Source organism: Halobellus ruber, from assembly GCF_014212355.1.
Taxonomy (GTDB): Archaea; Halobacteriota; Halobacteria; order Halobacteriales; family Haloferacaceae; genus Haloquadratum; species Haloquadratum rubrum.
In genome coordinates, this window is sequence record NZ_JACKXD010000003.1 from 99353 (window position 1) to 125174 (window position 25822).

Genomic DNA, 25822 nt, shown 5'->3' on the forward strand with positions numbered 1-25822 from the left:
TCAGAGTGTCACCGCCGCCGCGTCCGGTTCCGCTCTTCCTCCCAGTCGATCCACTCGTGTTCCCACCCGGTCTTCGCGAAGTAGCCGTCGGACTCGCTTCGCTCCCTGTCCTCGCGGACGGTGCGGTTCCGGACGGGCGCGCTGCCCTGCTCGCCGTCGACAAGCAGCGGGTCGAACGCGACCGGGCCGGCCCGCTCTATGACCCCGCCGGCGGCGTCGACGACCGCCAGGGTCTGGTCGGGGCCGCCGAGCGGGAGGACGAGCCGGCCGTCGGGGGCGAGCTGGTCGACGAGGCGTTCGGGCGGGGAAACGGCAGCGGCCTCCACGAGGATACGGTCGAACGGCGCGTACTCCGGGAGCCCGTCGGCGCCGTCGCGGGCGTCGACGAGCACGCCGGAGTAGCCCGCGGATTCGAGGTTCGACCGCGCGACGTAGACCAGTTGGCGGTCGATGTCGACGGCGTGGACGCGGGTCTCGCCCACCAGTTCGGCGAGCAACGCGGCGGTGTAGCCCACCCCCGCGCCGACGACGAGCACGTCGCCGGTGGCGTCGGCGTCGGGCGAGTCGGCGTCCGGCGTCGCCGCCGCCCGCGGGGTGACGTCGAGCGCGGTCAGGAGCCGCGCCACGGTCTCGGGGGCCAGCACCGTCGTGCCGGCGACGTCCTCCCCCTGGCCGCGGTAGGGCGCGTCGTCGACGAACTCCCGGCGCGGGACCGTCCGCATCGCCAGCGAGATCGCGGCGTCGATCGGGAGCCGCGCCTCGAGGCCGTCGACCATCTCGTCGCGCAGGTCCCCGGGATCCATACCCGGAGGTCGGGAGCGCGGCCTAATCAACTGCACGCTCCGCGGGTGCACGTCTGTGGGAACCGACCATCGACGGTTCACCCGCGAACCCGGGCCCCGGGAGCTACCCCCGGATCCGGACGAACCGAACGCCGCCGTGGTCGGCCCGCTCGAAGGACCCCTCAGCGCGCTTGTCGAGCGTGACGAGCGTCTGCCGGCCGGTTCCGACGGGCGCGACGAGGCGGCCGCCGACCCGCACCTGCGTCCGGAGGGCGTCGGGGACCTCGGGGACGGCGCAGGTACAGTAGACGCAGTCGAAGGGGGCGTGCTCGGCCCACCCCTCGCGGCCGTCGCCGATCCGGACGGCGATCCGGTCGTCGTAGCCGAGCCGTTCGAAGGCGTCGCGGGCCGTCGCCGCGAGGTCGGCGTCGTACTCCACCGAATAGACTGTGCCGTCGACGCACTCGGCGGTCACCGCCGCGTGGTAACCACAGCCGGTGCCGACCTCGAGGACGTCGACGGCCTCGGCGGGGAGGAGTTCGCACATCATCGCCACCATATGCGGCGCGCTCACGGTCTGGCCGTTCCCGATGGACAGCGGGCGGTCCTCGTAGGCTCGGCTCCGGATCCCCTCGGGGAGGAACTCGTGGCGCGGCACCGCACCGAGCGCGTCGGCGACGCGGTCGCTACTGAGGTGGCCCCGCTCGCGGAGCCGCTCGACGAGCGCCTCGTATTCAACCGCGCGGTCGTCGCTCACGGGTCGCCTTTCGTCCGCCACCGAATCGAATCTTTCGGCGGAGGGAGGGCTCGGAAAACCCCTACCAGGCCGACCACGCCGAGGTCGTCTGATCGGTGCCGTAGAGCCGGTTGACGTCGCGGGCGTACACCATATCGCCCTCGTGATCCAACTTCCCGTGACGGTACTCGGGGGCGTCGTCGCGCACCTGGATCGCCTTCACGCGGAACTCCTCGTCGCCGAGGGACTCGGTCTCGCCGACGACGAACTCGTAATCGCCCGGGACCTGGAGGTCGAAACTCCGCGTCGACTCACGGTCGCCGGTTCCCTCCTTGGGGTTGAGCGTCGTCTTCACGGTGACGTTGTCGATCTCGCGGGTCCAGATGGTCGACACGTCCTCGGCGCGGGCCTCCTCGGCGCGCTCCTCGGGGCCGAGTTCCAGCCCCGTGATCCGGACCTGGACGATGGCCGCCTCGCTGTCGACGATGAACTCCTCGCCGACCGCGAGGGTCTCCGTTGGCGAAACCTCCGTACGGGTCGAGAAGGACTCGTCGTCCTGGGAGACGACGACGTCGCGTTCGATCCGCGATTCGGATTCGACCCTGACCTTGTGGACGTGGCCGCAGTCGGTACACCGGACGGTGTTGCGGCCGCCGCCCCGCTTCAGGATCTCGTGGACGGTCGGTTCGGCGGACGAACAGGACGGACAGTCGACCGCGAGGCGGTCCCCTGGCGTGCTCATACGCTCCCGTAGCCCGCGGCGGCGTAAAAGTCCGCTCTTCCGGGCCGCCTGCGTGGAGTCCCCCCACGCCGGCGGCGGATCGACCGCGCCGCCCGGTCAGCGGCGGGGCTCGAACCGGATCACGAGTCGGTCGGTCGTCACCGCGTACACGGTCATCTCCCTGCCCTTCCGGGAGTACCACACGTCGACGGGTTCGACGAAGCCGGCGTCACAGAGGCGCTCGACGTGGTACCGCGCGTTCTGGATCGACGTGTCGGCCGCGTCGGCGATCCCCGACAGCGGTTTCGGGTCCGCCCGCAGGGCGGCGAGTACGTCCCGGGCGGTCTCGGAACTCAGGGTCGACAGCATCGCGGCCGAACTGGTGCCGTCGACGACCACCTCAGTGCGGTCCGGCGACGGCGGATCGACCGGCTGTTGGGAGGGTAGCAGGCTCGCCATCGTCACACTCGCTTGACCTTCGGGTGGGTCCGGTCGATGGAGGCGCTCGGATCCGTGGCGGCGCGACGGAGGACTCGCCGGGTCGGCGGGGGCGTTCGCTCGACTTCCTTCGGGTGCATCGAGTCGTGGTACCGACCGGTCCCACAAAAGTCGGGACGCGCGGTTTCCGGGCCTGAAATTGCGGGGTGGGTTTATACGCCCGGTCGCGTGACGTCGGCGCCGAAGACGGACTGTGGCGACCAGTCCGCCTCCCGGGGCCGCCGGGCACACGGCATCGCGCCGTCGAGGGGTCACACCCGCGAGTGAAGCGAGTACGCGATGAGGATGACGCCGAGGAACTGCAGGCTCCGGGTCACGAGCGTCAGCGCCGGCTGGTAGTCCAAGGCGAGATACCCCTGTCGGAGCAGGACCGAACCGCCGAACGCGATGCCGAACGCGACGGTGGTCAGGAGGACCAATCCGAGCGACAGCGCGCGCATCGCCCGGCTGTCGTGCCGCCGGTAGCCGCGGTACGCCTGATACCCGACGTAGCCGCCGACGAGCGTCGAGCCGAACGCCAGGCCGACGATCGCCCACTCAACGACGACCGAGATCCCCGCCATATCAGAGGTTCTCCCACATGCTCGCGAATCGGTCGGCCGTGTCGTCCTCCTGTTGGCCCGGGAACGACGCCGTGTCCCTGCGCTGTACCGTCGCCTCGAACGTCCCCTCGTCCAACTCCACCGAGAGCTCCGAGAGCGTCGCGGTGTAGACGCTGTGGTGGTTGCCGTCGTCCCGGATCTCCGTACGTTCCCCGAGCAGATCGTACTCCCGAAGCCGTTCGATCCGCCGGTAGACGGTCGGTTCCGACATCTCACACGCTTCGGCGAGTTGCTGTGCGGACATTGGTTTGACACTCGTTGCAGCGAGGATCTCCCGGGCGTACTCGTCACTAAGCACGTCGAGGACCGCACCAAGGCCGGGCTCCTCGCTCACGGGTCGGAACCACGGCCGCGGGGAGAATAAAAAGTCCCACGGGCTTCCGGGTCAGAAAATCCGGTCCGTTTGTGACGCGCTGGACCCGAGCACGCCGTTTAATTGTCTCCGGCGGCACTGTTCCGTCGAGGTCTATGGCCGAGCACGACGGCACCCCTCCGACCCGTTCGCAGGCCCTCCTGGCGCTCGCGGCGGTCGCCCTGCTCGTCACGAGCGGATGCAGCGCGATCGGCGCCGCACCCGACGCGGGTGCCGACGGGGAGCTCCCGTCCACACAGGAGGCGGCCGAGCGGTACGCGTCGCTCGACACGATCAGCGCCACCGTGACGACCGTCCAGAAACGAAACGGGTCCACGACCACCACCGTGACCCGGAAGCGACAGCGACTCGACCCGTGGGCGTACCGCTCGCGGGTGCTCTCGGTGAACCGCTCCGAGGACGCGCGGCCGCCACTCGTCGCGGAGGGCGGGTTCGTCGTCGTGAACGAGTCCGCCTTCGTGTACTACGATCCGGCCTCCGAGCGGTTCAACAGGGCGGAGATCAGGGGGAGCGACGACGACGATGACGATCCGCCGTACCCCCGGCTGATCGGCGCAGCCCGGTCCGGCGACTCGATCGAGCGGCCGACGGCGACCCCGGGAGTGTCGTCGCTGCCGAAAGTCCCCGTTGGAGGATCGGACGGGAACGGCTCGGCGACGTACCGCGAGGGGACCGTCACCGTCGTCTACGCCGGCACCGAGACGGTCGACGGCCGGGAGACCTACCGGCTGGAACTGACGCCGAACGCGCCGAACATGTCCCTGGAGTCGGAGACGCTGTGGCTGGATACCGAGTCCCTCTACCCGCTCAAGCGACACACGGAGTTCGTCGCACACGGGACCGACTACGAGTACACCACCACCTACCGGAACGTGACGCTCAACCCCGAGTTGGACCCCGGCACCTTCCGGGTCGGCCCAGAGGAGGTGCCGGAGGAGGCCCGTGAGGTGCGGATCGACAACTACGACTCCGCCTCGGCGATGGCCGAGGCCGTCGAGTTCCCGGTGCCGGAGCCCGACGTGCCGCCGGAGTTCGACCTCGAAGCCGCCTCGTATCGGTCGACCGACCCCGAGGTCGTGAGCCTCCGGTACGCGCGCTCCGATTCCGACGCCGAGCCGGGGGCCGGGATCCGGGTCTTCGTCTTCGGCGAGGCGACCGAGCGCGCGTCGGGCACCCCCGTCCAGGTCGGCCCGTACGAGGCGCGGCGCTCGTCGACGGGCGACGGCGTCAAGATAACTTGGGTCGCCGACGGGTACACCTACCGCGTGAGCGGCGAGGTCGGAAACGAGACGCTCGTGGCCGTCGCACGGTCCGTCGCCGAGACGACGTAGGACCGGCGGGCCGAGATGTGTCGCTATCGAGGAAGTTCCACTTCCTCGCCGTCTCGCGGGTTCACCGCTCGACGTTCGGGAGGTCGACGACCGCCCCTGCTCGCGGCGTCGCCGCTCGCTATCGAGGAAGTTCCACTTCCTCCCCATCCGCCACCACGGTCGGCTCCCGAATGATCCCGTCGAGGTGCAGCGGCGCGTCGGTCTCGCCGCCGATGCCGGCGTTGTCGCCGATGGCGATGTGAACCGTCCCCGCGGCCTTCTCGTCGAGCAGCACCGAGCCGACGAGGTCTGTCACCCCGACGTTGGTGCCGATCCCCAGTTCCGCGAGGGTGTAGGCGTCGCGGCCGACCTCGTCGGCGGCGGCCTCGACCTGGTTGCGGATCTCGTCGTCGGAGATCTCGGTCACGTACCCGTCCTCGACCTCGAAGCGGAGCCGCTGGCCGTCCGCGAGCACCCCGTGGGGCCGCATCGTCCCGTCGACGACGTAGGTCCCGTTCGCCGTCTCGGGTGCGACGAACACCTCGCCCGCGGGGAGGTTCGAGAAGTCGCCGGCGTCGTGGACCATCCCGGTGTCGGCGTGCCACGGCCGGTCGCCGGGCTCGACGGTGATGTCGGTCCCCGCGGGGGCGGTGACGCGGATCTCCTCGGCGTCGGCGACCCGGTCGAGCATCGCCTCGCAGTGGGCGGCGATGGCCTCGTAGTCGGCGTCGAGCCCCGTGACGAACACCTCCTCGGTGATCCCGGGGAGGGTGGCGCCGCGGGCGCCCGTGTCGCAGGCGCTGCCGCGGGCGCGGGTGTGACTGAGGCTCTTCGTCGTCGGCGCCAGAAAGGCGTCGGCGTCGGCCATCGCGGCGGCCACCGGCCCCGGCGGCTCCGCGCCGTGCTGTTCGCCCGGGGGATACTGGAGCAGGACCGTCTCCTCGGCCACGGCCGCGGCGGCGTCGTAGAGCGCCTCACCGATCGGCCGCCGCTCGTCGTCGGTGATCACGGCGCACGACTCGTCGGCACCGAGCCCCAGACACTGCTCGACCGCCGTCGTCGCGGCGGTTTCGAGTCCGTCAGTCGACATAGGTCGTGTTCGGGTCCCCGCGGAGTTAGAGGTTGGCATCGGGTGGCGGGAAGCGGGGAACGGACCGCGCGACACCCGGTACTCGGCTCCGGAACAATCGCCCGCGTTACTCGCCGGGGAGTTAATTTCCCGGGATTGAGCTCCGAAATAACTATGAATCTCCTCCGCCGACCGTACGGTAATGATACGAGTGGGTGTCAACGGGTACGGAACGATCGGCAAGCGGGTCGCCGACGCCGTGTCTGCCCAACCGGATATGGAACTCGCCGGGGTCGCCAAGACCCAGCCCAACTTCGAGGCCCACACCGCGGTCGACCTGGGCTACCCGATGTACGCCGCGATCCCGGAACGCGCGCCGCTTTTCGCGGAAGCCGGGATCGAGACCGCCGGCGTCGTGGACGAACTCGTCGCCGACGCCGACGTGATTGTCGACTGTACCCCCTCGGGCGTCGGCGCCGAGAACAGGACGATGTACGCCTCCTACGACACCCCCGCGATCTTCCAAGGCGGCGAGGACGCCGCGGTCGCCGAAACCAGCTTCAACGCCCGGGCGAACTACGACGACGCCCGCGGCGCCGACGCCGTCCGGGTGGTCTCCTGTAACACGACGGGGCTCTCGCGGCTGGTCGCGCCGCTGTCGGAGGCCTACGGCGTCGAGAAGGTCCGGGCGACGCTGGTGCGCCGCGGCGGCGACCCGACGCAGAACTCCCGCGGCCCGATCAACGACATCCTCCCGAACCCGATCTCGATCCCGTCACACCACGGCCCCGACGTCAGGACGATCTTCCCCGATCTGGCGATCGACACGATGGGGCTGAAGGTTCCCGCCACCCTGATGCACGTCCACGCGCTCAACGTCACCCTCGAATCCGACGTGACCGCCGCCCACGTCCGACAGCTACTGGAGGGCGAGTCCCGCGTGTACGTCATCCCCGAGGGCTTCGGGCTCGACGGCGCGGGGAAGCTGAAGGACTTCGCGCTCGACGCCGGCCGCCCGCGCGGCGACATCTGGGAGAACTGCGTGTGGGGCGAATCGATCTCGATGGAGGGCCGGGACCTGTATCTCTTCCAGGCCATCCACCAGGAGTCCGACGTCATCCCCGAGAACGTCGACGCGATCCGCGCGATGACCGACGCCGCCGACGCCGCCGAGAGCATCGAGCGGACGAACCGGACCCTCGGCGTCGGCCTCTCCGGCGACCCCACGGGCTACGGCGACGCCCAGGTCGAGGCCGAGGCTGCCGACGACTGAACCGGGGCGATACGGACCGGGGCCACCGGGTACGTTTATGTTTGAGTGCCGAGTGATCGTGACCGTGACCGACGAAGGCCGGCCCGCCGGGACGCTCCCCGACGGAAGCGACGTCGACGGGGAGGAACTCCCGTTCGACGACGGGCACGAGGAGATGCAACGGCTCCTCGCGGAGTTCGACGTCCTAGCGGAGACGGTCGACTCCCCCGAGGAGAAAGAGCGGGTGCGGGCCGCACGCAACGCCGCAGTTCTAGCTGCCGACGACGACGAGATCTTCGGGCAGGTCATCCAGGGGTACGACCGCGCGGACCTCGCGGAGGCCTTCCTTGGCAGCTTGCTCTTCGGGATCCCGATGTTCGTGGAGGGCGGCACAAACGAGGTCGGGTCGTTCCTGGCGGCGAACCCCCTGTCGCTTTTCGGGACCGTCGTCGGGACGATCGGCCTCGCGATCGGGATCCTCTACGTCGCGGATATCCAGGACGTACGGGTGTACAAGCCGATCCTCGGGGTCGTTCCCCGACGGCTCGTCGGCGTGCTCGGCTCGTCGTTCCTGACCGCGCTGGTGATGATGACCGCGTGGGGGCGCGTCGGGTGGTCGGACCCGCTGCTCGCCGTTGCGACCGTCGTCGCCGCGTTCGTGCCGATGAGCATCGGGGCGGCGCTTGGCGACATCCTCCCGGGGTCGTAGCCGCGAGCGTCGACTGCGGTTGCGAGGGGGCGCTACGGCTCGATCTCGTGGAACGTCACGTCGCCGCTGTCGGTGTCGACGGTGGCCACGTGGTAGGCGTCGTCGGCGCCCGCGAACGGCAGGCCGCCGGGGTTGAGGTGGACGGTCCCGCCCCGCTTCTCGTGGGTCCGCTCGTGGGTGTGGCCCCGGACGACGTAGTCGTAGTCGCCGCAGTCGACCAAGGCGTCGACCAGTTGTTCGCTCGTCCCGTGGTAGACCGCCACGTCGACGCCGTCGACGGTGAGATGGGCGCTTTCGCCGTGGTAGGTGCCGAACCCGTCGATCGTTCCGTCCAACGCCCACTCGCCGTCGTTGTTGCCGCGGACGGCGTGGAACTCGATCCCGACGTCGAACGCCGCGGCGGTGAACGGCGCGACGACGTCGCCGCAGTGGACGATGGCGTCGACGCCCGCAGACTCGAACGTTTCGATCGCGCCACGCGCCAACGCGAGGTTGTCGTGGGTGTCCGAACAGCAACCGAGCAGCATCGGCGGGGGTTCGGGCCGGGAGCGCTTTACTCCTGGGTCGCCGGCGGGGCCCGATCGCCCGTCACCGACTCGCCGCCCGCTTGAGGGCCTCGACGCCCGCCAGCGGCCGGCCGGTCAGCGCCCGGATGTACGCACCACCCGCGATCGACACGTGGTCGAAGTCGCTCTCCGCAAGGCCGTAACGTTCGATCGCCCGCGAGGTGTCGCCGCCGCCGACCACCGAGAAGCAGTCGGTTTCGGCGATCGCCTCCAGGACGGTGACGGTGCCGACCGAAAAGGGCTCGTCCTCGAAGACGCCGAGCGCCCCCTTCACGAACACCGCCGCGGAGTCGCGGACGACGTCGGCGTACGCCTCCGCGGTCCCGGTCCCGACGTCCAGGAAGGAGACCTCCTTCTCGTCGATGTCGTCGACGGCGATTTCCACGCGTTCGCGTCCGGTTCCGTCGGGGTCGGCGTACGCCAGGTCAGTCGCGAGCGTGATCTGGTCGCCGCGTTCATCCAGCATCCCCTCGATCAGTTCGTGGTTCCGCTCCCACTGGGAGTCATACAGGTCCCGTTCGGGGTCGAGGTCGAACCCGACCGGGTGGCCGCCGGCCCGGAGGAACAGTTCGCCCGCGATCCCGCCGAGCAGGAAGTCGTCGACGGAATCGCCCAGCGCGTCCATCACCTCGATCACGTCGGTGGCCTTCGTACCGCCGACCACCATCGTCACCCGGCCGTCGAACTCCCGGCCCGCGATCGCGGTGTTTGCGGCGTACTCCGTCGCCATCACCCGGCCGGCGTAGGCGGGCAGCACCTCGGGGAAGCCGACGAGCGAGGCGTGTGAGCGGTGCGCCGCGGAGTAGGCGTCGTTCACGTACGCGTCGACGTGGGCCGCGAGCGTCCGGACGAACTCGGTGTCGGCCTTGGCCTCGGGGTCTGCCTCCGGCAGTTCGTCGTCACACATCCGGGTGTTTTCGAGCAGCAGGATCTCCCCCGGGTCGAGCGCGTCGATGGCGTCGACTGCCGCCTCGCCGTGCGTGTCGGCGACGAATCCGATCCCCTGCCCGACGTGCTCGGCGAGGATCCCGGCGTGGCCGTCGAGCGACACGAAGTCGTCGCGGCCGGGCCGACCCTGGTGGGCAAGCAAGACGACGCGGTGGCCCGCGTCGGCGAGTTCCCGCACCGTCTCGGCGTGGCGCTCGAACCGGCGGTTGTCCGTCGGAGTTCCGTCCTCGATCGGCGAGTTGAGATCGAGGCGTACCAGCAGGCGCCGGTCGGCGGGGAGGTCGTCGAGGGTGTCGAAGCCGTGTGTCGACATCGTGGGCGGGGGTCAGTCGTCCGCCCACAAGTAGGTGGAGGATCGGCACCGGGAAGTGGGACGGACGGCCGTGGCCCCGATTACTCGGTGACGTACGCCGCGACGTCGAGCATCCGGCAGGAGAAGCCGTACTCGTTGTCGTACCACGTCAGGATCTTGTAGAGGCCGCCGTCGCCGACCTGGTTCGTCGACCGGAGGTCGACCGTCGAGGAAAAGGGCAACCCGAGGATGTCCGAGGAGACCACCTCGTCGTCGGTGTAGCCCAGAACGCCCGCGAGCGGCCCGGAATCGGCGGCAGCGCGGAAGGTATCGTTGAGCTCCTCGACCGACGGCGACGCCGACAGCGCCACCACCAGTTCCGTGATCGACCCGTTCGGGACCGGCACCCGCATCGCCATCCCGTCGAGTTTGCCCTCCAGTTGGGGAAGGATCGTCGTCGTCGCCGACGCCGCGCCCGTGGAGGTGGGGACGATGTTCTCCGCGGCCGCCCGGCCCCGCCGGGTCTTCGCCATCGGGCTGTCGATCAGGCTCTGGCTCCCGGTGTAGGCGTGGACGGTGGTCAGCATTCCATAATCGATGCCGTACTCGTCGTCGAGCAGCATCGCGACGGGGCTGATGGAGTTCGTGGTACAGGAGGCGTTCGAGACGACGTCCTCGCCGTCGTACTCGTCGTGGTTCACGCCGTAGACGATCTGTTTGACGTACTCCTCGCCTTTCGGCGGCGCGGAGATGACCACCGTGTCGGCGCCGGCGTCGAGGTGCGCGGCGGCGTCGGCCTTGGTGCGGAAGATGCCGGTACATTCGAGCGCCACGTCGACGTCGCGGTCGTCCCACGGGAGTTCCGCGGGGTTCTGGACGTTGTACAGCGGGACCGAGGTGTCGCCGACGACCAGGGCGTCCTCGACGCGGGTCACGTCGTCGAGCCGGCCCATCACGGTGTCGTGCTTCGCCAGATACGCCATATCCTCGAAGTCCATCACGTCGTTGATGCCGGCGAGTTCGATCCGGGGGTCGTCCAGGACCGCCCGGAAGACGTTCCGGCCGATCCGGCCGAAGCCGTTGAGGCCGACCCGGATCACCGCCGACTCGTCGACGCCGTCGCCCGCATCGAGGTTCGATAGTTCACTCATAACCGAGTACTTCTCCACCCTCCTACTTGAATCCCTGTGTCACCGGACGGTAGCAGCCGAGTAATCGACGGGTAGAACCCTCACAGCGTCGTTATTTCGGAGCCGACCGACGAGTCCACCATCCCCGGTCGGGGACCCTCGCGTCGCCGGCCTGTACCCCCGGGGCGGTCGGACCGCCCGGGTGGGTTTTTGTCCCCGCGCGACCGAGTCGGGGTATGCGAGAGTTCGCCTCCGACCCGCCGGTGGAGGTCCGCGTCGGCGACGCGCTCCGCGGGGCGGGTGCGTCCGTCGCGGTGGCCGAATCCTGTACCGGGGGGCTGATCGGATCGCTCCTCACCGACGTCCCCGGCTCGTCGGATTACTTCGACCGGTCGGTGGTCACCTACTCCTACGACGCGAAGCTGGAAGTCCTGGGCGTCGCCCGCGAGTCGCTTGACGACCACGGCGCGGTGTCGGAACCCGTCGCCGGCGAGATGGCGGCGGGCGTCCGCGACACCGCGGGGGTCGACTGGGGGGTCGCGACCACCGGGATCGCCGGCCCGGACGGCGGCACCGCCGGGAAGCCGGTCGGCACGGTGTACGTCGGCCTCGCGTACCGCGGGGAGTGGGGCACCGGCGACTCCTACACCACCGTCGACCGCCACGTCTTCGACGGCGACCGCATCGGGATCAAAGAGCAGATCGCACGGCGGGCACTGGAGACGCTACTGGATGCGGTCGCAAGCGAGGACGAGTAACCGGACGCCGCCGGGACCGGGAAACGCGGTGACGGCGCCGACTCCCGGAGGCGGAACGTTTGTAACGGGGCGGCTGAAACCCGCAGTCGATGAACAAAAGCGGACACGTGCTGAACGGGGCGTTGCTGGCGGTGGGGTTGGGGGCGATCCTCGCCGTCGACCCGACGGCGGGACCGGTCCTCGCGGGGCCGGACGGGGCCGTCACCGCCGAGTCGGTCGCGGGGGTCGCCGGCGACGTCGGCGCGTCGGTGGCGAAACTCTCCCTGCCGATCATCCTGGGTGCGCTGTTCCCGGACGTCGACACCGCGTTCGGCCGCCACCGGAAGACCTTACACAGTCTGCCGGCGTTGGGGATCTTCCTCGCGTACCCGTTCGTCTTCGGGAACCTCCGGTTCGTCTGGATCGGCGTCGCGACCCACTACTTCCTGGATATGGTCGGCTCCAAGCGGGGGATCGCGCTGTTTCACCCCTTCTCCGACACCGAGTACAGCCTCCCGACCGGCGTGGCGACCTCAAGCGCGTGGGCAACGCAGGTGACGATCGTGATCACGATCGTCGAACTCGCCGTGCTCGGTGCGATCCACTACTACGCGTTCGCCCTCGACACGTCGGTTGCGGACGCGACGGCCGCGTTCGGGGTGTGAGACGGACTCAGTACTCCCGGACGTCGTCGAACCGCCCCTCGTAAGCCACGTGCCCGGGATGTGTGGGTTCGGTCCCCGAGAGGAACAGCCGGTCGACCTTCCCCCAGGTGTTCTCGTAGCCCAGATGCGCGAACTCCGCGATCCCGCGCAAGGTGTGTGCCGGCGAGTCGCGCCGCAACACCCGTCGCGGGGCCCCCGTCCGCAGCGCCGCGACGAGGTCCGACTCCGAGTCGATCTCCCGCTCGAAGGCGGTCCACACCTCGCCGACGCTCCCGCCCAGGTGGGCGTACGAGGAGCCGAACGCGAGGAGCCCCGTCTCCCGGGCGAGCTCCCGCGCCCGACGGTTCCCCCGCGGGAGCGTCTTGAAGTTGTGCGTCTCGACCGCGTGGATCGCGTCGGCGTGGCGCGTGACGGCCGCGCGGTCGAGGCTGACGTTGAGAAAGTCGGGATGGGGAACGAGCACCGCCGCGTCCTGGCGGTCGAACGCCGCGAGCGCGCCCGGAAGCGAGACGAAATCCGGCACCGGCTCCGACAGCCCAACCGCCAGGATGTGTCTACGGTTTCGCCACGTGCCGGTGAACACCTCGCGGCCGGGCACCACGAGCAGGTCGTCGTCGGAGAACCGCTCGGCGCGGGCGCGGATCTCCGGCAGGCGGGTGAAGTGGGGTGCATACACCAGGACGTCGAGGTCGCGGGCCTTGGCCCGGTCGACGACCCGCTCGTTCAGCACCTTCACGTGCGGGTCGACGAAGGTCTCCCTCCCGGGGCGACCGCCCGAGGGGGTCCCCGTCGCCCCCGGTTCTCGCCCCACCTCGGCCCCGTCGCTCCCGGTCACGCACGTCGATCCGGCCGGGGTTCTGTTAGTGGTTGCTATTCGCGCCGACCCCGGAACGGTTTTGTCCCCCTTGCCCGTGGCTACCGGTATGTCCCTGTGGACGTGTGGCATCGCCGGGTGCGAGGAGCGCTTCGAGGCGGTTGAGTCGGCGATCATCCACCAGACGGTCGAGCACGAGCGACACCAGTGTACGGTCTGCGGGAGCGTCGTCCCCGACGGCTACTTCGCGATCCGACACGCCTTCGAGGAGCACTCGCGGGCGGAGTACGTCCGGGCGTACGACGCCGATTCCTCGGCGGTCCGGACCCGCGAGGACGTCAAGCGGGCCGTCGAGGAGGAGGCTGACCTGCGGGCGGTCGTCACGGAGCTCGAGGAACGCGGCGCGCTGTAACCCGCGGCACCGAAGAACCGATCGGCCGACTACCGTTCGTCGCTATCGAGCACCCGGATCTGGTCGCCGCGGACGGTGACCGGGATCGGCACCGTGGCCTCGTAGAGTTCGACCGTGACCTGATCCTTCGTCTCGTCGATCCGCTGGACGCGGGCCTTCTCGCCTTTGAACGGCCCGGCGATCAGTTCGACGATGTCGCCCTCGGCGATCCCCTCGACGTCCGGGGTCGGCGAGAGGAAGTGTTCGACCTCCGCCATCGAGGAACTCCCGACCTGGCCGCCGCTCTCGACCAGCCCGCGGGCGTGAGGGATCTCCTCTAAGGCGCGGGTGATCGCGCCGTCGCTGTCGGCCTCGACCATCACGTAGCTGGTGAGCGAGTCCGGCGCCAACACCGCGTGGATGTCGTCGGCCTCGCGGTTGGCGATCATATCCGCGACGGTCCGTTCCTGGCTGGCGGTTGTCTTGACCGCGAAGATCGGCATCTCAGACACCCCCGGGGATGAAGCTCATCACCGCGAAGATCAGGAACCCCAGAAAGCCGACGAGCACGATGCCGGCGCCGGCGATGAGGCTGATCTGTGAGAACTCCTCCCAGCCGGGAGTGCTGGCCAGCTTCAACACCCGCACGTAGCTGGTCAGGTCGTACTTGACATCCATCTTACCGGCAGTAGACGGGCGGGCTTTTTCTGTCTATCGATGCGCGTAGCGGGCGGGTGTCGGAAACGGACGCGGAAAGACGACGCGGGAGACGGGAAGCCGGCCGGACCGTCGGTCGGGGTGGATTACTCGACGTAGTCGATCTCGGTGCCGCCCCCCTCCTGGGCCGCCGGCTCCGGTTCGGGCTGGGAGCCGTCGTCGTTGCGGCCGTAGATCTGCGGGGACTCCACGCCGGTGACGACCACCATCGTCCGCATCTCGCCTTCGAGGTCCTCGTCGACGGAGGTCCCCCAGATGATCCGGGCGTCGGGGTCGATCCGGTCGTAGATCTCCTCGACGACCCCCTCGGCCTCCTCGATGCTCATATCGGAGCCGCCGGTGACGTTCACTAACGCGGAGTTCGCCCCCGAGATGTCGACGTCGAGCAGCGGCGACCGGAGGGCGTCCTTCACGGAGTCCTCGGCCTTGTGTTCGGAGTCGGAGTCGCCGAGCCCGATCATGGCGACGCCGCCGCGCTCCATCACGGTCTTCACGTCGGCGAAGTCGAGGTTGACCAGGCCGGGCTTGGTGATGAGTTCGGTGATCCCTTTCACCGACCGCATCAACACCTCGTCGGAGATCTTGAACGCCTGCCGGATCGGGAGCTTCCCGACCGCATCGAGCAGCCGGTCGTTCGGGACCACGATCACGGTGTCGGCCACGTCACGGAGGCGTTCGAGCCCCGCCTCGGCGTTCGTCCGCCGGACCTCCCCCTCCGCGGTGAACGGCGTGGTGACGATGGCGATGGTGAGCGCGCCGGACTCCCGGGCGGCCTTCGCCACGATCGGGGCCGACCCCGTCCCGGTGCCGCCGCCCAGCCCGGCGGTGACGAACACCATATCCGACCCCTCGACGGCGTCGTAGATCTCGTCTTGTGACTCCAAGGCGGCCTCCTCGCCGACCTGCGGGAGCGACCCGGCGCCGCGGCCCTGGGTCTTCTCCTTGCCCATCAGGATCATCCGGTCGTAGTCGATCTGATAGAGGTGCTGAGCGTCGGTGTTGGCGGCGACCAAGGTCGCCCCCTCGATGCCCTCCTCGTACATCCGGTTGACCGTGTTGCCGCCGGCGCCGCCGCAGCCCACAACGGTGATGTCGGTCTGGAGGTCCACCAGCATCTCCTGGAGTTCCTCGTCGGTGGTCGGTTCGGTTCCCCCCGTCTCGTCCCCTTCGGTCGGATCGACCGCACCCTCCGCACCCGGCTCCTCGGCCTCGTCAATCGCGTCGTCGACGATGGAGTCCATAGTATGGTGCTTCGTATCAAACACAGCCTCATTACTGTTCCCCCTCGTGTCTGACGCGCGTCTGACGCTGAGCCACCCGAATACGGGCGTCTCGACGGAACGACCCGTCTCCCGCGACGGCGACGACCCTCCGCCGAGTATCAGATCTGAAACGTCACCGTCTCCTCGGCGTGGACCTCCTCGGGTGCGACGGTCCGGCCGTCGACCGCCACGGGTTCGCCCGCGGAGAGCCTGCCGAACGCCGGGCCCTCGGGAACGCCGGCCTCGGCTGCCGCCGCGGGATCGAACGTTTGCCGGGTCGCGACCACCCGGTCGTCGTTCCGAGCGACCGTTTCGTACTTCTCCCGAAGAACGTCCGCCAGCGCCGTCACGACCCCATCGAGGGCCGTCGAGTCCGTGACGGCCGCCCGGCCGCGGGGTTTGGTGCCGCCCTCCACCGTCTCGAACGCCACCGCCCGCGTCCGGACCGCGTCGGCGGCCGCCTCGCGGTCGATCCCCGACGCCTCCGCCAGGAGGTCGTCGGGGAGGGAGACCACCTCGAACGCGCCGGGGCTTGGCGCCTCGGCGGCCGCGGCGCTCCCGAGCCTGAGCCCCTCGTCGATCGGTTCCAGTTCGGCCTCCAGCGCCGCCACGAGGTCGAGGTCGACGCCGGAGGTCTCCCGGAGCCACGTCTCGTCGACGACGCGATAGCCGAGGTCCTCGATCACGGCCGTCACCTCGGGGTCGTCGTCGACGACGAGCGCCCGGGTCGCCGCCGACTGCTCGAACGCCGCCGCCACCACCTCCGCGTTCGACTCCGGAGCGCCCATCGACGACAGCCCCCAGTCGGCGGCGATATGCCCGACCCGCCAGTCGGTCTCCCGGAGGATCCGCTCGAACTGCGGAGCGTAGTGGCCGCCGCCGAAGCCGACGACGTGGCGGGTCCGGTCCGGGGCGTCGCCGGAGCCGCCGTGCGTCGCGCCGGTGCCGGCGGGACTGCCGGCCTCCGGCGTCGCATCCGACCGCACACCCGAGAGTTCCAGCACCGAGCGGGCGACCGCCCGGGCGCCTTCGGGGTCGGTCCACTCGGCCTCGCTGCTCCCGAGTTCCACGAACAACGACGGCGCGCCGACGTCGGTGGGGCCGTGGTGGGTGCACTCGATCCCGACCCCGTAGCGCTCTGGGGCGTGCCGGTCGAAGGCGTCGACGACGGCCCGCTGGACGTTCGGGCACGCCTGCGCGAGTTCGTTGGGGCCGCCGCCGTACTCCGCGGGCCCGAAGTTCCCGGTGAAATGTGCCGTCAGGAGGGGGCCGGTCTCGCCGGCGTGTCGCGAGAGGAACGCCACGAACGCCGGCGGCTCCGAGAAGGCGTCGGCGACCGCCTCGAGTTCGAGATGCAACTCCGCGAAGGTCCGGAGCTCGAAGTCGCCGTGCCGGCGGTAGGTGCCGCCGCCGTCGGCGTCGGCCCGACCTGCGTCCTCGTACTCGTCCCACTCGGCGAGCGACGTCACTGCCTCGCCGATGGCGACCGAGGCGTCGTCGGCGCGGCTGACTACCAGTCCGATCACGGGCTGGGGTGGCCGCTCCTCGGTATAAAACCCCTCGGAGCGGAGCGCGACCCCGGCGACGCCGCGTCAGTCGGCGCGCTCCGGCTCCGGCGGTTCCGGAACCGGCGCCCCGCGGACGTTCGCGACCGTGACGCGGGTGAGATGACGGAGGTCACGGCGGCGGGAGACGAGCAGGCCGACGCCGAGGACGATGTAGACGGCGGTGTAGATCAGAAGGAGGTAGATCGAGTACGTCTCCGCGACCGCCGCGGGGTACAGCCGGATGAACGTGAACTCGAGGGCGACCTGCGAGGCGAACAGGACGAGCAGCGCAAGCGACTCCCGGACGCTGATCCGGAAGTTCACCAGGATTGCGAGCGCGAAGAAGCTCTGGCCGGCGGTCAGCCAGATCTCCGCGGCCTGTTTGAACTCGAAGGGCAGCACCCCGTACGCTCCGAGCGAGATGCTGTAGACGACCGAGAGGGTCCCGATCAGCAGCGTCCACTGGTTCAGCTTCGAGGAGATCAGGGCGTTGAACGCGGCGGTCGACCGCGCTTTGTTCACCAGGTAGGCGGTCACGATGAGTTCGGGGCTCTCGGATGCCAGGGGCGCGATCCACTGGATCATGAAGAACTCGGGGATGCCGTACTGCAACCCGATGTCCTCGAGGCCGTGGGCGAACGGCTCCACCGCGGTGAATATCAGCAGGCCCGAGTACACGAACAGCGCAAGGACGACCGGGATCCGCACGCGCTGCCGCTTCGCCTGGAAGTACGCCGGGACGCCGACGTTCGCCTCGGGTTCCTCGACGTCGCCGCGGACGATGATCGCGATGTAGGTGACGTAGAGGCCCACAAGCACGACCGTGTCGATGATGTCGATCCCGCCGTTCAGCGGGACGAGGAAGGCGAAGACGGTCGCGGCGAACAGAAAGAGGATCTCAGTCGAGATGCTCGGGTCGAGTTTTACCTGATCCCGGAGCCGCCCGTCGCGGGTGACCACGCTGTCGTCGTCGCGGCCGCCCGAGGTTGCCTTGTACACCGAAAACAGCGCGATGCCGGACCACCCGAGGCCGATGAGGATGCGGTTCGCCCCGGTCATGTTCGCGATCGCGAGGTTCCCCCGGGCGGGGTCCGTCGCCGCCTGCCACGCGTAGAGGGCGTCGACGGCGTACTCCGGCGCGACGGCCAGCACCGCGAGCACCGCGATCGCGAACGCCCGCGGCACGTCCTTCTCGGCGGTCTCGGCGCCCCACGCCAGCAGGAACGACGCCCCGAGGACCGCGAGCCCGCTCACCCCGACGACCGTGATCGTCCCGAAGCCCTCGGCGGCGCCCGTGGCCCACGACACCACCCACGGGGCCGTGAGGGCGACAGTGACGACGAGCGCCACCAGAGGGTGGCGAAGCCGGCGGTTCATCGGCTACGGGTCGGGGACTGCGGAGGGTAGTTCTTGTGGTTCGATGCGGAACGGTCCCGGCCGATTCGGGGCCACCCCGCGAGGGAGTTTTATTCCGCCGCGGCGGCACGGACGGGTATGCAGGTCTTCGGCCTCCTCGGCAACCCCGTCGAACACTCGCTGTCGCCGCCGATGCACGAGGCGGCGTACGACGCCCTCGGGATGGACGCCCGGTACGTCACCTTCGAGCCCGACCGCGACGCCGCCGCCGGCGCGGTTGCGGCGGCGGAGACGCTCGGGATCGCGGGGCTGAACGTCACGATCCCGTTCAAACAGGACGTCCTCGACGCGGTCGAGCCCGACGGGATGGCGCGCCGCGTCGGCGCGGTGAACACGGTCGACTTCTCGGCGTCGCCGCCGCGCGGCTACAACACCGACGTCGCGGGCGTGCGGCGGGCGTTCACCCACCACGACGTCGCCATCGAGGGCCGCGACGCCGTCGTCGTCGGCGCCGGCGGCGCGGGCCGGGCGGTCGCGTTCGCGCTGGCAGACGCCGGTGCCGCGGTCCACATCGCAAACCGGACCGAAGAGCGTGCGGAGTCGCTTGCGGCCGACGTCCCCGGCGCGACCGCCGGCGGGCTCGACACCCTCGATCGCGTCGCCGACGCCGGGATCCTGGTCAACGCGACGAGCGTCGGGATGGAACCCGACGACGAGGAGACGCCGGTGCCGGCGGCGCACCTCCACGCGGAGCTGGCGGTTCTCGATGCGGTGTACACGCCGGTCGAGACGCGGCTGCTCCGGGAGGCATCGGCGGCCGGTGCGACCACGGTCGACGGGGCGTGGATGCTGCTGTTCCAGGGCGTGGCGGCCTTCGAGCGGTGGACCGGCCGCGACGCGCCGGTGGCGGCGATGAACGAGGCGCTACGGGCGGAATTGGCGTAGGTCGGCCGCGGTGCCGCGGGGACGGCAGGGCGGCCGGGACTCAGCAGTGCGTCGTCGCGGGCCCGGTGGCCGGCCTCGTAATCTCGACCTCGATGAGCGTCGACGACTGGCCGTCGCCCGGCCGGCGGACCATCCGGTAGATCTCCCCCTCGCAGGCCGGGTTGAGCGCTCCGTCGCTGCCGAACCCGTCGATGTGGGCGTAGTCGCCGGCCACGAGCGGGCCGCTCGTCGTCCAGACGACGTCCCACCGGACGCTGTTCCCGTCGCTGTCGACGATGTAGAAGTCCTCGCCGGGCTCGATCCGCCCGCCGGTGAGCGTGATGTTCACGTACGGGCGGTTGGCGGTGTTGCCCTCGCCGTCGGCGACGTACGCCGTCTGGTGGCTGTACTGCGGCGCGGGGTCGTTCGGCATCTCGATCCCGAGCAGCACCCCGCCGAAGACCGCAACGAGGGCGACGACGATCGCCAAAAGCAACGCCGTGCCGACCACCGGCGAGATGCCGCGGCGCGAGCAGCCGAGCCGACGGGCCATACCGGCTGCTCGTGCCGGAATCCATTAAACCTTTATCCGGTAGTATCGGGACTGATATCCGGGCCCGGACGGGTCGGCGGGGCGCGCCGGGCGGTCAGCCGTCGTCCGGTTCCGCAAGCAGGTCCGCCTCGTATGCGGCGACCGCCTCCACGACCGTCTCGGCGTCCTCCTCGGGCACGTCGAACGCGTCGAGGCTCTCCTCTAAGAGTTCGACCGCCCGCTGGATGTGCTCGGGGGTAAAGGGGACGTGGAGGTGGGCCTCGCGGACGGGCGCGGCGTCGTACGTCTCCGGCCCGCCCGCCGCTTCACACAGGAACTCCGTCTGCGTCCGCCGGAGCAGTTCCATGTCCGATCCCTCGAAGAACGGCCCGATCATCTCGTCGTCGACGAGCCGGTCGTAGAAGTCGTCGACGACCGCCCGGATCCCGTCGTGGCCGCCGAGCCGGTCGTACAACGTCTGTTCAGGCATTGGCGTGTGTTTCGGGCTTTTCCAACTAAACGGTTCTGACGCGCGTCAAGATGTGGGAGTGGACTGTCGGTTCGGTGAACAGGGGAGTCGTCAGTCGTCGGCGTCGCCCTCGACGGGCGTCCGCGAGGCCCGCCGGCTGGCGCGCTCGACGAACTCGTCGGGGAGTTCGTCGATCTCGCCCGCCTGGACGCCCCACAGGTGCGCATAGAGGTCGTCGTTTGCGAGGAGCTCCTCGTGGGTGCCGTGCTCGGCGATCCGGCCGTCCTCCAGGACGACGATCCCGTCGGCGTCCTTGATCGTCGACAGCCGATGGGCGATCGAGAAGGTGGTCCGCTCGGCCGTGAGACGGTCGAGCGACCGCTGGATCAACATTTCAGTTTCGGTGTCGACGTCGGAGGTCGCCTCGTCGAGGACCAGGATCTCGGGGTCCCGCAGGACCGCCCGGGCGATCGAGAGCCGCTGGCGCTGGCCGCCGGAGAGCTTCACGCCGCGCTCGCCGATCTCGGTGTCGTACCCGTCCGGGAGGTTCTGAACGAACTGGTGGGCCTCCGCGGCCTTCGCGGCCTCGACGACCTCCGCGTGGGTCGCGCCGAAGGTGCCGTACCGGATGTTCTCGGCGACCGTGCCGTAGAACATAAACGTCTCCTGGCTGACGTACCCGATCGACCGTCGGAGGCTGGGGATGGTGACCGACCGGATGTCGGTGCCGTCGATCTCGATCGACCCCTCGTCGACGTCGTACATCCGGAGAAGAAGCTTGAGGACGGTCGATTTACCCGCACCCGTGGGGCCGACGAGGGCGAGGGTCTCGCCGCCCTCGACCGCGAAGGAGACGTCCTCGATGATCGTCTCGCCGTCGTCGTACCCGAAGGAGACGCCGTCGTAGACGACCCGGCCCGCGTCGACGTCGAGGTCCTCGGCCTCGGGGTCCTCGGTGATCCGTGCGGGTTCGTCCATCAGTCCGAAGATGCGGGAAGCGGAGGCGTAGGCCCGCTGGTACATATTGATGATCTGGCCGAACTGCGCCATCGGCCAGATGAACCGCTGGGTAAAGAGGATGAACCCGACGAACTCGCCGGGCGAGAGGCCCCCCGAAAAGAACAGCGGCGCCGACCCGGTGGCCTGGTAGGTCAGCACCCACACGCCGCCGAGGACGAACGTGAGCACGAACCCGATCCCCGACAGCAGCCGGAGCCCGGGGAAGAACTTGATCCGGGTGCCGATCGCGTCCCAGTTGGCGTCGAAGTACTCCTCGGAGACGTCGTCGACGCGGTCGGACTCGTAGGGTTCGGTGTTCGAGGACTTGATGACCTGGATCCCGCCGAGGTTGTTCTCCAGCCGGGAGTTGAGCTTGCCGACCGACGACCGCACGTCGGCGTACTTCGGCTGGATCGTCCGCACGAACCGGTAGGTGAAAAATCCGATCAGCGGGACCACGGTGAGGGTGACGACCGCGAGCTGCCAGTTCCAGTACAGCAGGATACCGGCGATTCCGAGGACCATCACGCCCAGCCGGAACGCGGAGTTCATCCCGTCGTTGAGGAAGCGCTCTAATCTGTTCACGTCGTTCGAGAGGGTCGACATCATCTCGCCGGTCTGCTTGTCGGCGAAGAAGTCCATGTTCAGCCGCTGCATCTTGTCGTAGGTGTCGGTCCGGATGGCGTGCTGGATGTTCTGGGCGAAGGAGTTCCAGCCCCAATTTCTGGTCCAGTGGAAGGCCGCGCCGCCGAAAAACGAGAGCGCGATCAACGCGGTCGCGACGTACAGCTGTTCGACCTGCGTCGTCGGTAGCCACGCGTCGGGGACGAGCCACAGCGAGAAGGGCCGCTCGTCGAAGAAGATCGAGTCGACCGCGACCGCAAGCAGGACGGGGGGAAGCAGATCGAGGAGGCGGGCGACGACGCTGGAGGCGAGGCCGACGACGAACGCGACGGCGTTCTCCCGGCCGTACTCGTCGAAGAGCCGGCGCATCGGGTTCTCCGCCCGCTCGCGTTGCTCCTCGAACGGGTCGTCCTCGTCGGCGTGGGTGACCATCACCGTATCCTAGTGCTGTCGCTACTAAAGGGTTCCACAGCCGGAGGGTTTCGGGCGTCGTTCACAACGACTGCCGTTCGGCCCCGGGGTCGATCCCGGCCGTCTCGAGGTCGTTGCGGATGCGCTCCCGAAGCGGGTCGGGGACCGTCTCGCGGCCAACGGGGACGGCGGTTTCGCCGTCGCCTTTCACCTTCCAGTAGAGCACGCACTCGGAGGGGCCGTAGAACTCGATGCTGTAGCGGTCGTCGGCGCCGCGGTAGTGGACGCGCGCGGCGTACCCCTCGGCGTGCCAGCCGTCGAGCGCGCCGAGGTCGGCGGTCGGGCCGTCCATACGATCGGATTGGCCGGTCGGACTGTCGGTGTTTCGGTCCCGCGTGGCTCGCCCGCCTCAGGACTCGGCCGTCGGTCCCCACGGCGCCGGGATCCGGAGGCGGTCGCCGACCTCGATCCCGCGGTCGTCGGTGTAGCGGTAGGGGACTTCGAGGACGTACTTCCCGCGGCCGGGGTAGCGGGTGAGGTCGGCGCCGCTCGTGCCTTCCGGGGGGAGTTCGGCGTGGTGGATCCGGGTGACGGTTCCGTCGGCGGCGACAAAGACGATGTCGAGCGGGAACGCCATCTCCCGCATCACGTAGGCGTACTCGCCCTCCCGGTCGTGGACGAACAGCATCCCCTCGTTTTCGCCGAGCGACTCGGTGTCGCTGAGGCCGGTGTAGCGCTTCGACTGGGTGTCGGCGACCCGGACCCGGACGGTCGCGAGCGTTTCGCCGCTCTCCCCGTCGACGGCGGTGACGGTCGTCCGGTCGTACTCCCCGGTCGGAACGAGCCCGGGGTTCGTGGCGACCACGACGGCACCGGCCACGAGCACGGCGACAACGACGAACGCGGCTGTAGCGAGTCGCCTCCGGTCGATCATAGCGGCGAGTTCGGGCGTGGCCGACGAAAGGATTCCCCCCGATTGAAAACCGTTATACCCGTGTGCGGACTGACTGGAGGTGCGGGCTCGTGGTCTAGTGGTGATGACGCTTCCCTTACAAGGAAGAGGCCGGCGGTTCGAACCCGCCCGAGCCCACTCGAACCGACGAGCGAAGCGAGTCGTGTTCGATGTCCCGAGCAGCGGTTCGAACCCTGGAAGTCGCAGCCCGGCAGCGCAACGGAGTGAGCAGCCCGGACCGTCTTCCTCAGGTTCGACCCCGCCCGAGCCATACCCCACACCAACCGAACTGTTCTAACGGTCGAACGTCGACGTCACCGACTGGACCGACATCGTCGATGCGGGGCTCACTCGCGGCCCATCGCGAACGTGTCCTGAAGCGTGAACCCGAGGGAAGTCGTCGACCGATTCCCGATGGCGTACGGCTGGAGCGAAAACGGCGCGCTCTCGCCGGTGACGAGCGCCCGCGCGGCGGCGGCGGCCACCGGCGATTTCGTGATGCCGAGTCCGTTGAATCCGGCGGCAACGACGAGTCCATCGGGTGTCGTCGGTGCGTCTACGATAGGGGCTGGATCGGGATTTGCCGATCCCACGCCCTCCCACGTCTCCACGAAGCTGACCGCCTCCGGATCGTCGACGCCGTGCAGGAACGTCGGCACGAGGTCCGCGACGTGGTCGGTGAACCGGTCGCTGGCGTCGTTGGTGTCGGCGGTCTCCTGGAAGGTCTGTCCGGGGCCGCCGTCGCACGCCATCTCGGCCACCCCGCGGGTCCGCGATTCCGCGTCGTCGATGAAGAACTCGCCGCCGCCGAGGCGGAGGTTCCCGTCGTGTTGCGGGCGGAAGTACACCTCGTCCGCGGGCAGGCGGCCGAGCGGGAACCCGTCGCCGAGGTCGGTCGGCGGCTCGATAGTGAGGCTCTGCAGCAGGAACGGACGGACGGGCAGGTCGACGTGCTCCGAAACGAGGTCCCGCGTCCGCCAGCCGGCCGCCACCACGACGTTCGGCGCGTCGAACGCCCCCGCGTCGGTCCGGACTCCGACGACCGAGTCGCCGTCGATCCGGACGCCCGTCACCTCCACCCCGCTCTCGATCGCCGCGCCGTTGCGCTCGGCGTCCGCCGCAAGTGCCCGGGCGTACACGTGGGGATCGTCAACGAACCCGGCGTCGGCGATCTCGATAGCGCCCGCGAACCCCGAGAGGTCGAACGCCCGGTGGTCCGCTTCCAGCTCCGCCGCGTCGACGAAGGACACGGGAAAGCCCTTCTGCGCCATCTCCGCCGCCTGGCTGCGCGCCCCATCGGCGGCCAGCGGCCGAACGAGTTCGACGCGGCGACGTTCGGTGAACTCGAACTCGCCCGTCCCGCTGAACGACCGGAAGAACTGGTTCGCGTGAGCGGCGGCCTCGGGTTCCCGATGCATAAACAGCGTCGGCGCAACGAGCCCGGCGGCTAAGCTCGATGCCTCGCCGCCGGGAACCTCCTTGTCGAGCACGAGCACATCGTGGTCGGGCGCGAGTTCGGCGGCGATCGCCGAGCCGATGACTCCGGCACCGACAACGACGACGTCCGCGTCGGCGTCTGACATATGCCACCGTGTGAACGTGGGTCACATAACGCTCCCGTTTTGTTCCGTATCGGATAGCTTGCAAGTACATACCTCCCGGAAGTATCGTGGGACGAACGCGTCGAGGCGCGGCAGGTGACTCATCCGTATCTCGACCGACATCCGAGTCCGGCCCACGCCGGGGCGGCCTGCCCGTCCGGGGTGATTCGCGGGCGGGCGGCATCCGCTTCGACGTCCCCCGTCGTCGGTTTCCGTTCGATGCGGCGGCGAAACGGGGTCGTTTGACTGCGTTGAGGGCCGCATCACAGACGGTTGTGTCAGGCAGTCTTCCGGGAGGAAGGCCGGTCGACGGGGGGCCCGCAACCCGACTACTCGGCTATCGAAACGCTTTTTGATACACTCAACTTCGGCTGGAATGCGCGCCGCCTTAGCTCAGACTGGGAGAGCACTCGACTGAAGATCGAGCTGTCCCCGGTTCAAATCCGGGAGGCGGCATACACCCACTTTTTACTTCGTCGGGTTCGCCTCTGGCGAACCACTCCTCGTAAAAACTTGGGGAAAAACCTCCGGACGCTCCCTTCGGTCGCGTCCGGTGAAACCGCGACTCGCTCCGCTCGTCGCGGTAGGGCTCGACTAAATAGCGAGCTATTCCCTGTTCGAATCTTGGCGACGCGAGGAGAGCGATTCCCGGAATTCGAGTGCCGGGGGGCCTCGGATATCATCGCAACAGAGTGCTGAACCTGATTCGGAGATCCCACCCTTCGAGGAGTTGAGTGAGGATTTTGATCCGTGGTCGGCTTCTGATTCCTGATCGAGTCTATGGCGGCTGAGCGCGAGTGAATGCGAAGTAGTTTCTGATCAAATGTTTCCCG

At 69.2% G+C, this 25822-nt stretch carries 29 protein-coding genes and 2 tRNA genes; 9 read left to right on the forward strand and 22 right to left on the reverse strand.

The window, feature by feature from the left end:
- Positions 1–8 precede the first annotated feature (8 nt).
- The 6 genes from H5V44_RS08950 to H5V44_RS08975 form a co-directional block, all read right to left on the reverse strand.
- Positions 9–803: a protein-L-isoaspartate O-methyltransferase family protein gene (locus H5V44_RS08950; protein WP_185192792.1), complete on the reverse strand. Its 795-nt coding sequence runs from the start codon at positions 801–803 to the stop codon at positions 9–11.
- Between the two features lie 103 nt (positions 804–906).
- Complete coding sequence (pcm, locus tag H5V44_RS08955) at positions 907–1539, reverse strand: protein-L-isoaspartate O-methyltransferase (RefSeq protein ID WP_343067708.1); 633 nt, start codon at positions 1537–1539, stop codon at positions 907–909.
- 61 nt (positions 1540–1600) lie between these two features.
- Entirely contained in the window at positions 1601–2260 is a 660-nt protein-coding gene (locus tag H5V44_RS08960; RefSeq protein ID WP_185192794.1) for an HVO_0476 family zinc finger protein, read from the reverse strand.
- 96 nt (positions 2261–2356) lie between these two features.
- Positions 2357–2698, reverse strand: coding sequence for an ArsR/SmtB family transcription factor (locus tag H5V44_RS08965; protein ID WP_185192795.1), 342 nt, complete (start codon positions 2696–2698; stop codon positions 2357–2359).
- A 290-nt stretch (positions 2699–2988) separates the two neighbouring features.
- Complete coding sequence (locus H5V44_RS08970; RefSeq protein ID WP_185192796.1) at positions 2989–3300, reverse strand: DUF7521 family protein; 312 nt, start codon at positions 3298–3300, stop codon at positions 2989–2991.
- A gap of 1 nt (position 3301) precedes the next feature.
- Positions 3302–3673 (reverse strand): helix-turn-helix domain-containing protein, encoded by a 372-nt coding sequence (locus H5V44_RS08975; RefSeq protein ID WP_185192797.1) that lies wholly within the window; start codon positions 3671–3673, stop codon positions 3302–3304.
- A gap of 134 nt (positions 3674–3807) precedes the next feature.
- Between H5V44_RS08975 and H5V44_RS08980 the strand changes: the two genes are divergently transcribed.
- Entirely contained in the window at positions 3808–5043 is a 1236-nt protein-coding gene (locus tag H5V44_RS08980) for a LolA family protein (protein WP_185192798.1), read from the forward strand.
- Positions 5044–5161: 118 nt separating this feature from the next.
- On the opposite strand, the gene H5V44_RS08985 is transcribed toward H5V44_RS08980, so the two are convergent.
- Positions 5162–6112: an aminopeptidase gene (locus H5V44_RS08985; protein ID WP_185192799.1), complete on the reverse strand. Its 951-nt coding sequence runs from the start codon at positions 6110–6112 to the stop codon at positions 5162–5164.
- A 181-nt stretch (positions 6113–6293) separates the two neighbouring features.
- Here H5V44_RS08985 and H5V44_RS08990 point away from each other — a divergent pair, with 181 nt between their 5' ends.
- Entirely contained in the window at positions 6294–7364 is a 1071-nt protein-coding gene (locus H5V44_RS08990; RefSeq protein WP_185192800.1) for a type II glyceraldehyde-3-phosphate dehydrogenase, read from the forward strand.
- A gap of 64 nt (positions 7365–7428) precedes the next feature.
- Positions 7429–8052 (forward strand): DUF2391 family protein, encoded by a 624-nt coding sequence (locus tag H5V44_RS17810; RefSeq protein WP_221625666.1) that lies wholly within the window; start codon positions 7429–7431, stop codon positions 8050–8052.
- Positions 8053–8084: 32 nt separating this feature from the next.
- Here H5V44_RS17810 and H5V44_RS09000 read toward each other — a convergent pair whose 3' ends face one another.
- The 3 genes from H5V44_RS09000 to gap form a co-directional block, all read right to left on the reverse strand.
- Positions 8085–8579 carry a metallophosphoesterase gene (locus tag H5V44_RS09000; protein ID WP_185192801.1) on the reverse strand — a complete coding sequence of 165 codons (495 nt, stop codon included), beginning with the start codon at positions 8577–8579 and terminating at the stop codon, positions 8085–8087.
- Between the two features lie 61 nt (positions 8580–8640).
- The gene (locus tag H5V44_RS09005) at positions 8641–9879 is read right to left on the reverse strand and encodes a phosphoglycerate kinase (protein ID WP_185192802.1); all 1239 of its coding nucleotides are present in this window, start codon (positions 9877–9879) and stop codon (positions 8641–8643) included.
- 80 nt (positions 9880–9959) lie between these two features.
- Positions 9960–11009: a type I glyceraldehyde-3-phosphate dehydrogenase gene (gene gap, locus H5V44_RS09010; protein ID WP_185192803.1), complete on the reverse strand. Its 1050-nt coding sequence runs from the start codon at positions 11007–11009 to the stop codon at positions 9960–9962.
- A gap of 215 nt (positions 11010–11224) precedes the next feature.
- Between gap and H5V44_RS09015 the strand changes: the two genes are divergently transcribed.
- Together H5V44_RS09015 and H5V44_RS09020 are read left to right on the forward strand one after the other, a co-directional pair.
- Positions 11225–11746, forward strand: a complete 522-nt coding sequence (locus tag H5V44_RS09015) for a CinA family protein (RefSeq protein ID WP_185192804.1) — start codon at positions 11225–11227, stop codon at positions 11744–11746.
- An 89-nt stretch (positions 11747–11835) separates the two neighbouring features.
- Entirely contained in the window at positions 11836–12390 is a 555-nt protein-coding gene (locus H5V44_RS09020; protein WP_185192805.1) for a metal-dependent hydrolase, read from the forward strand.
- 7 nt (positions 12391–12397) lie between these two features.
- Here the strand turns inward: H5V44_RS09020 and H5V44_RS09025 are convergent, their stop codons facing one another.
- Positions 12398–13126 carry a PHP-associated domain-containing protein gene (locus H5V44_RS09025; protein ID WP_343067729.1) on the reverse strand — a complete coding sequence of 243 codons (729 nt, stop codon included), beginning with the start codon at positions 13124–13126 and terminating at the stop codon, positions 12398–12400.
- Between the two features lie 187 nt (positions 13127–13313).
- On the opposite strand from H5V44_RS09025, the gene H5V44_RS09030 reads away from it, so the two are divergent.
- The gene (locus tag H5V44_RS09030) at positions 13314–13616 is read left to right on the forward strand and encodes a DUF7565 family protein (RefSeq protein ID WP_185192807.1); all 303 of its coding nucleotides are present in this window, start codon (positions 13314–13316) and stop codon (positions 13614–13616) included.
- 29 nt (positions 13617–13645) lie between these two features.
- On the opposite strand, the gene H5V44_RS09035 is transcribed toward H5V44_RS09030, so the two are convergent.
- The 5 genes from H5V44_RS09035 to H5V44_RS09055 form a co-directional block, all read right to left on the reverse strand.
- Positions 13646–14098 carry a transcription elongation factor Spt5 gene (locus tag H5V44_RS09035; protein WP_185192808.1) on the reverse strand — a complete coding sequence of 151 codons (453 nt, stop codon included), beginning with the start codon at positions 14096–14098 and terminating at the stop codon, positions 13646–13648.
- A 1-nt stretch (position 14099) separates the two neighbouring features.
- Positions 14100–14273: a protein translocase SEC61 complex subunit gamma gene (locus H5V44_RS09040; RefSeq protein WP_185192809.1), complete on the reverse strand. Its 174-nt coding sequence runs from the start codon at positions 14271–14273 to the stop codon at positions 14100–14102.
- 125 nt (positions 14274–14398) lie between these two features.
- Complete coding sequence (ftsZ, locus tag H5V44_RS09045) at positions 14399–15553, reverse strand: cell division protein FtsZ (RefSeq protein ID WP_185192810.1); 1155 nt, start codon at positions 15551–15553, stop codon at positions 14399–14401.
- A gap of 140 nt (positions 15554–15693) precedes the next feature.
- Complete coding sequence (locus tag H5V44_RS09050; RefSeq protein ID WP_185192811.1) at positions 15694–17100, reverse strand: D-aminoacyl-tRNA deacylase; 1407 nt, start codon at positions 17098–17100, stop codon at positions 15694–15696.
- A 66-nt stretch (positions 17101–17166) separates the two neighbouring features.
- Positions 17167–18498, reverse strand: coding sequence for a sodium:calcium antiporter (locus tag H5V44_RS09055; protein WP_185192812.1), 1332 nt, complete (start codon positions 18496–18498; stop codon positions 17167–17169).
- Between the two features lie 117 nt (positions 18499–18615).
- Between H5V44_RS09055 and H5V44_RS09060 the strand changes: the two genes are divergently transcribed.
- Complete coding sequence (locus tag H5V44_RS09060; RefSeq protein ID WP_185192813.1) at positions 18616–19422, forward strand: shikimate dehydrogenase; 807 nt, start codon at positions 18616–18618, stop codon at positions 19420–19422.
- A gap of 40 nt (positions 19423–19462) precedes the next feature.
- On the opposite strand, the gene H5V44_RS09065 is transcribed toward H5V44_RS09060, so the two are convergent.
- The 5 genes from H5V44_RS09065 to H5V44_RS09085 form a co-directional block, all read right to left on the reverse strand.
- Positions 19463–19954 carry a type IV pilin N-terminal domain-containing protein gene (locus tag H5V44_RS09065; protein WP_185192814.1) on the reverse strand — a complete coding sequence of 164 codons (492 nt, stop codon included), beginning with the start codon at positions 19952–19954 and terminating at the stop codon, positions 19463–19465.
- Between the two features lie 94 nt (positions 19955–20048).
- Positions 20049–20423, reverse strand: a complete 375-nt coding sequence (locus tag H5V44_RS09070) for a group I truncated hemoglobin (RefSeq protein WP_185192815.1) — start codon at positions 20421–20423, stop codon at positions 20049–20051.
- Positions 20424–20513: 90 nt separating this feature from the next.
- Positions 20514–22457, reverse strand: a complete 1944-nt coding sequence (locus H5V44_RS09075) for an ABC transporter ATP-binding protein (protein WP_185192816.1) — start codon at positions 22455–22457, stop codon at positions 20514–20516.
- A gap of 61 nt (positions 22458–22518) precedes the next feature.
- A complete protein-coding gene (locus tag H5V44_RS09080) occupies positions 22519–22788 on the reverse strand; it encodes a DUF7538 family protein (protein WP_185192817.1) in 270 nt (89 codons plus the stop codon).
- 57 nt (positions 22789–22845) lie between these two features.
- Positions 22846–23370 (reverse strand): DUF192 domain-containing protein, encoded by a 525-nt coding sequence (locus H5V44_RS09085; protein WP_185192818.1) that lies wholly within the window; start codon positions 23368–23370, stop codon positions 22846–22848.
- Positions 23371–23453: 83 nt separating this feature from the next.
- On the opposite strand from H5V44_RS09085, the gene H5V44_RS09090 reads away from it, so the two are divergent.
- Positions 23454–23526 (forward strand) — tRNA-Val (locus H5V44_RS09090).
- Between the two features lie 209 nt (positions 23527–23735).
- Here H5V44_RS09090 and H5V44_RS09095 read toward each other — a convergent pair.
- Positions 23736–24971 carry an NAD(P)/FAD-dependent oxidoreductase gene (locus H5V44_RS09095; RefSeq protein WP_185192819.1) on the reverse strand — a complete coding sequence of 412 codons (1236 nt, stop codon included), beginning with the start codon at positions 24969–24971 and terminating at the stop codon, positions 23736–23738.
- Between the two features lie 400 nt (positions 24972–25371).
- On the opposite strand from H5V44_RS09095, the gene H5V44_RS09100 reads away from it, so the two are divergent.
- A tRNA-Phe gene (locus H5V44_RS09100) sits at positions 25372–25445 on the forward strand.
- Positions 25446–25822 lie beyond the last annotated feature (377 nt).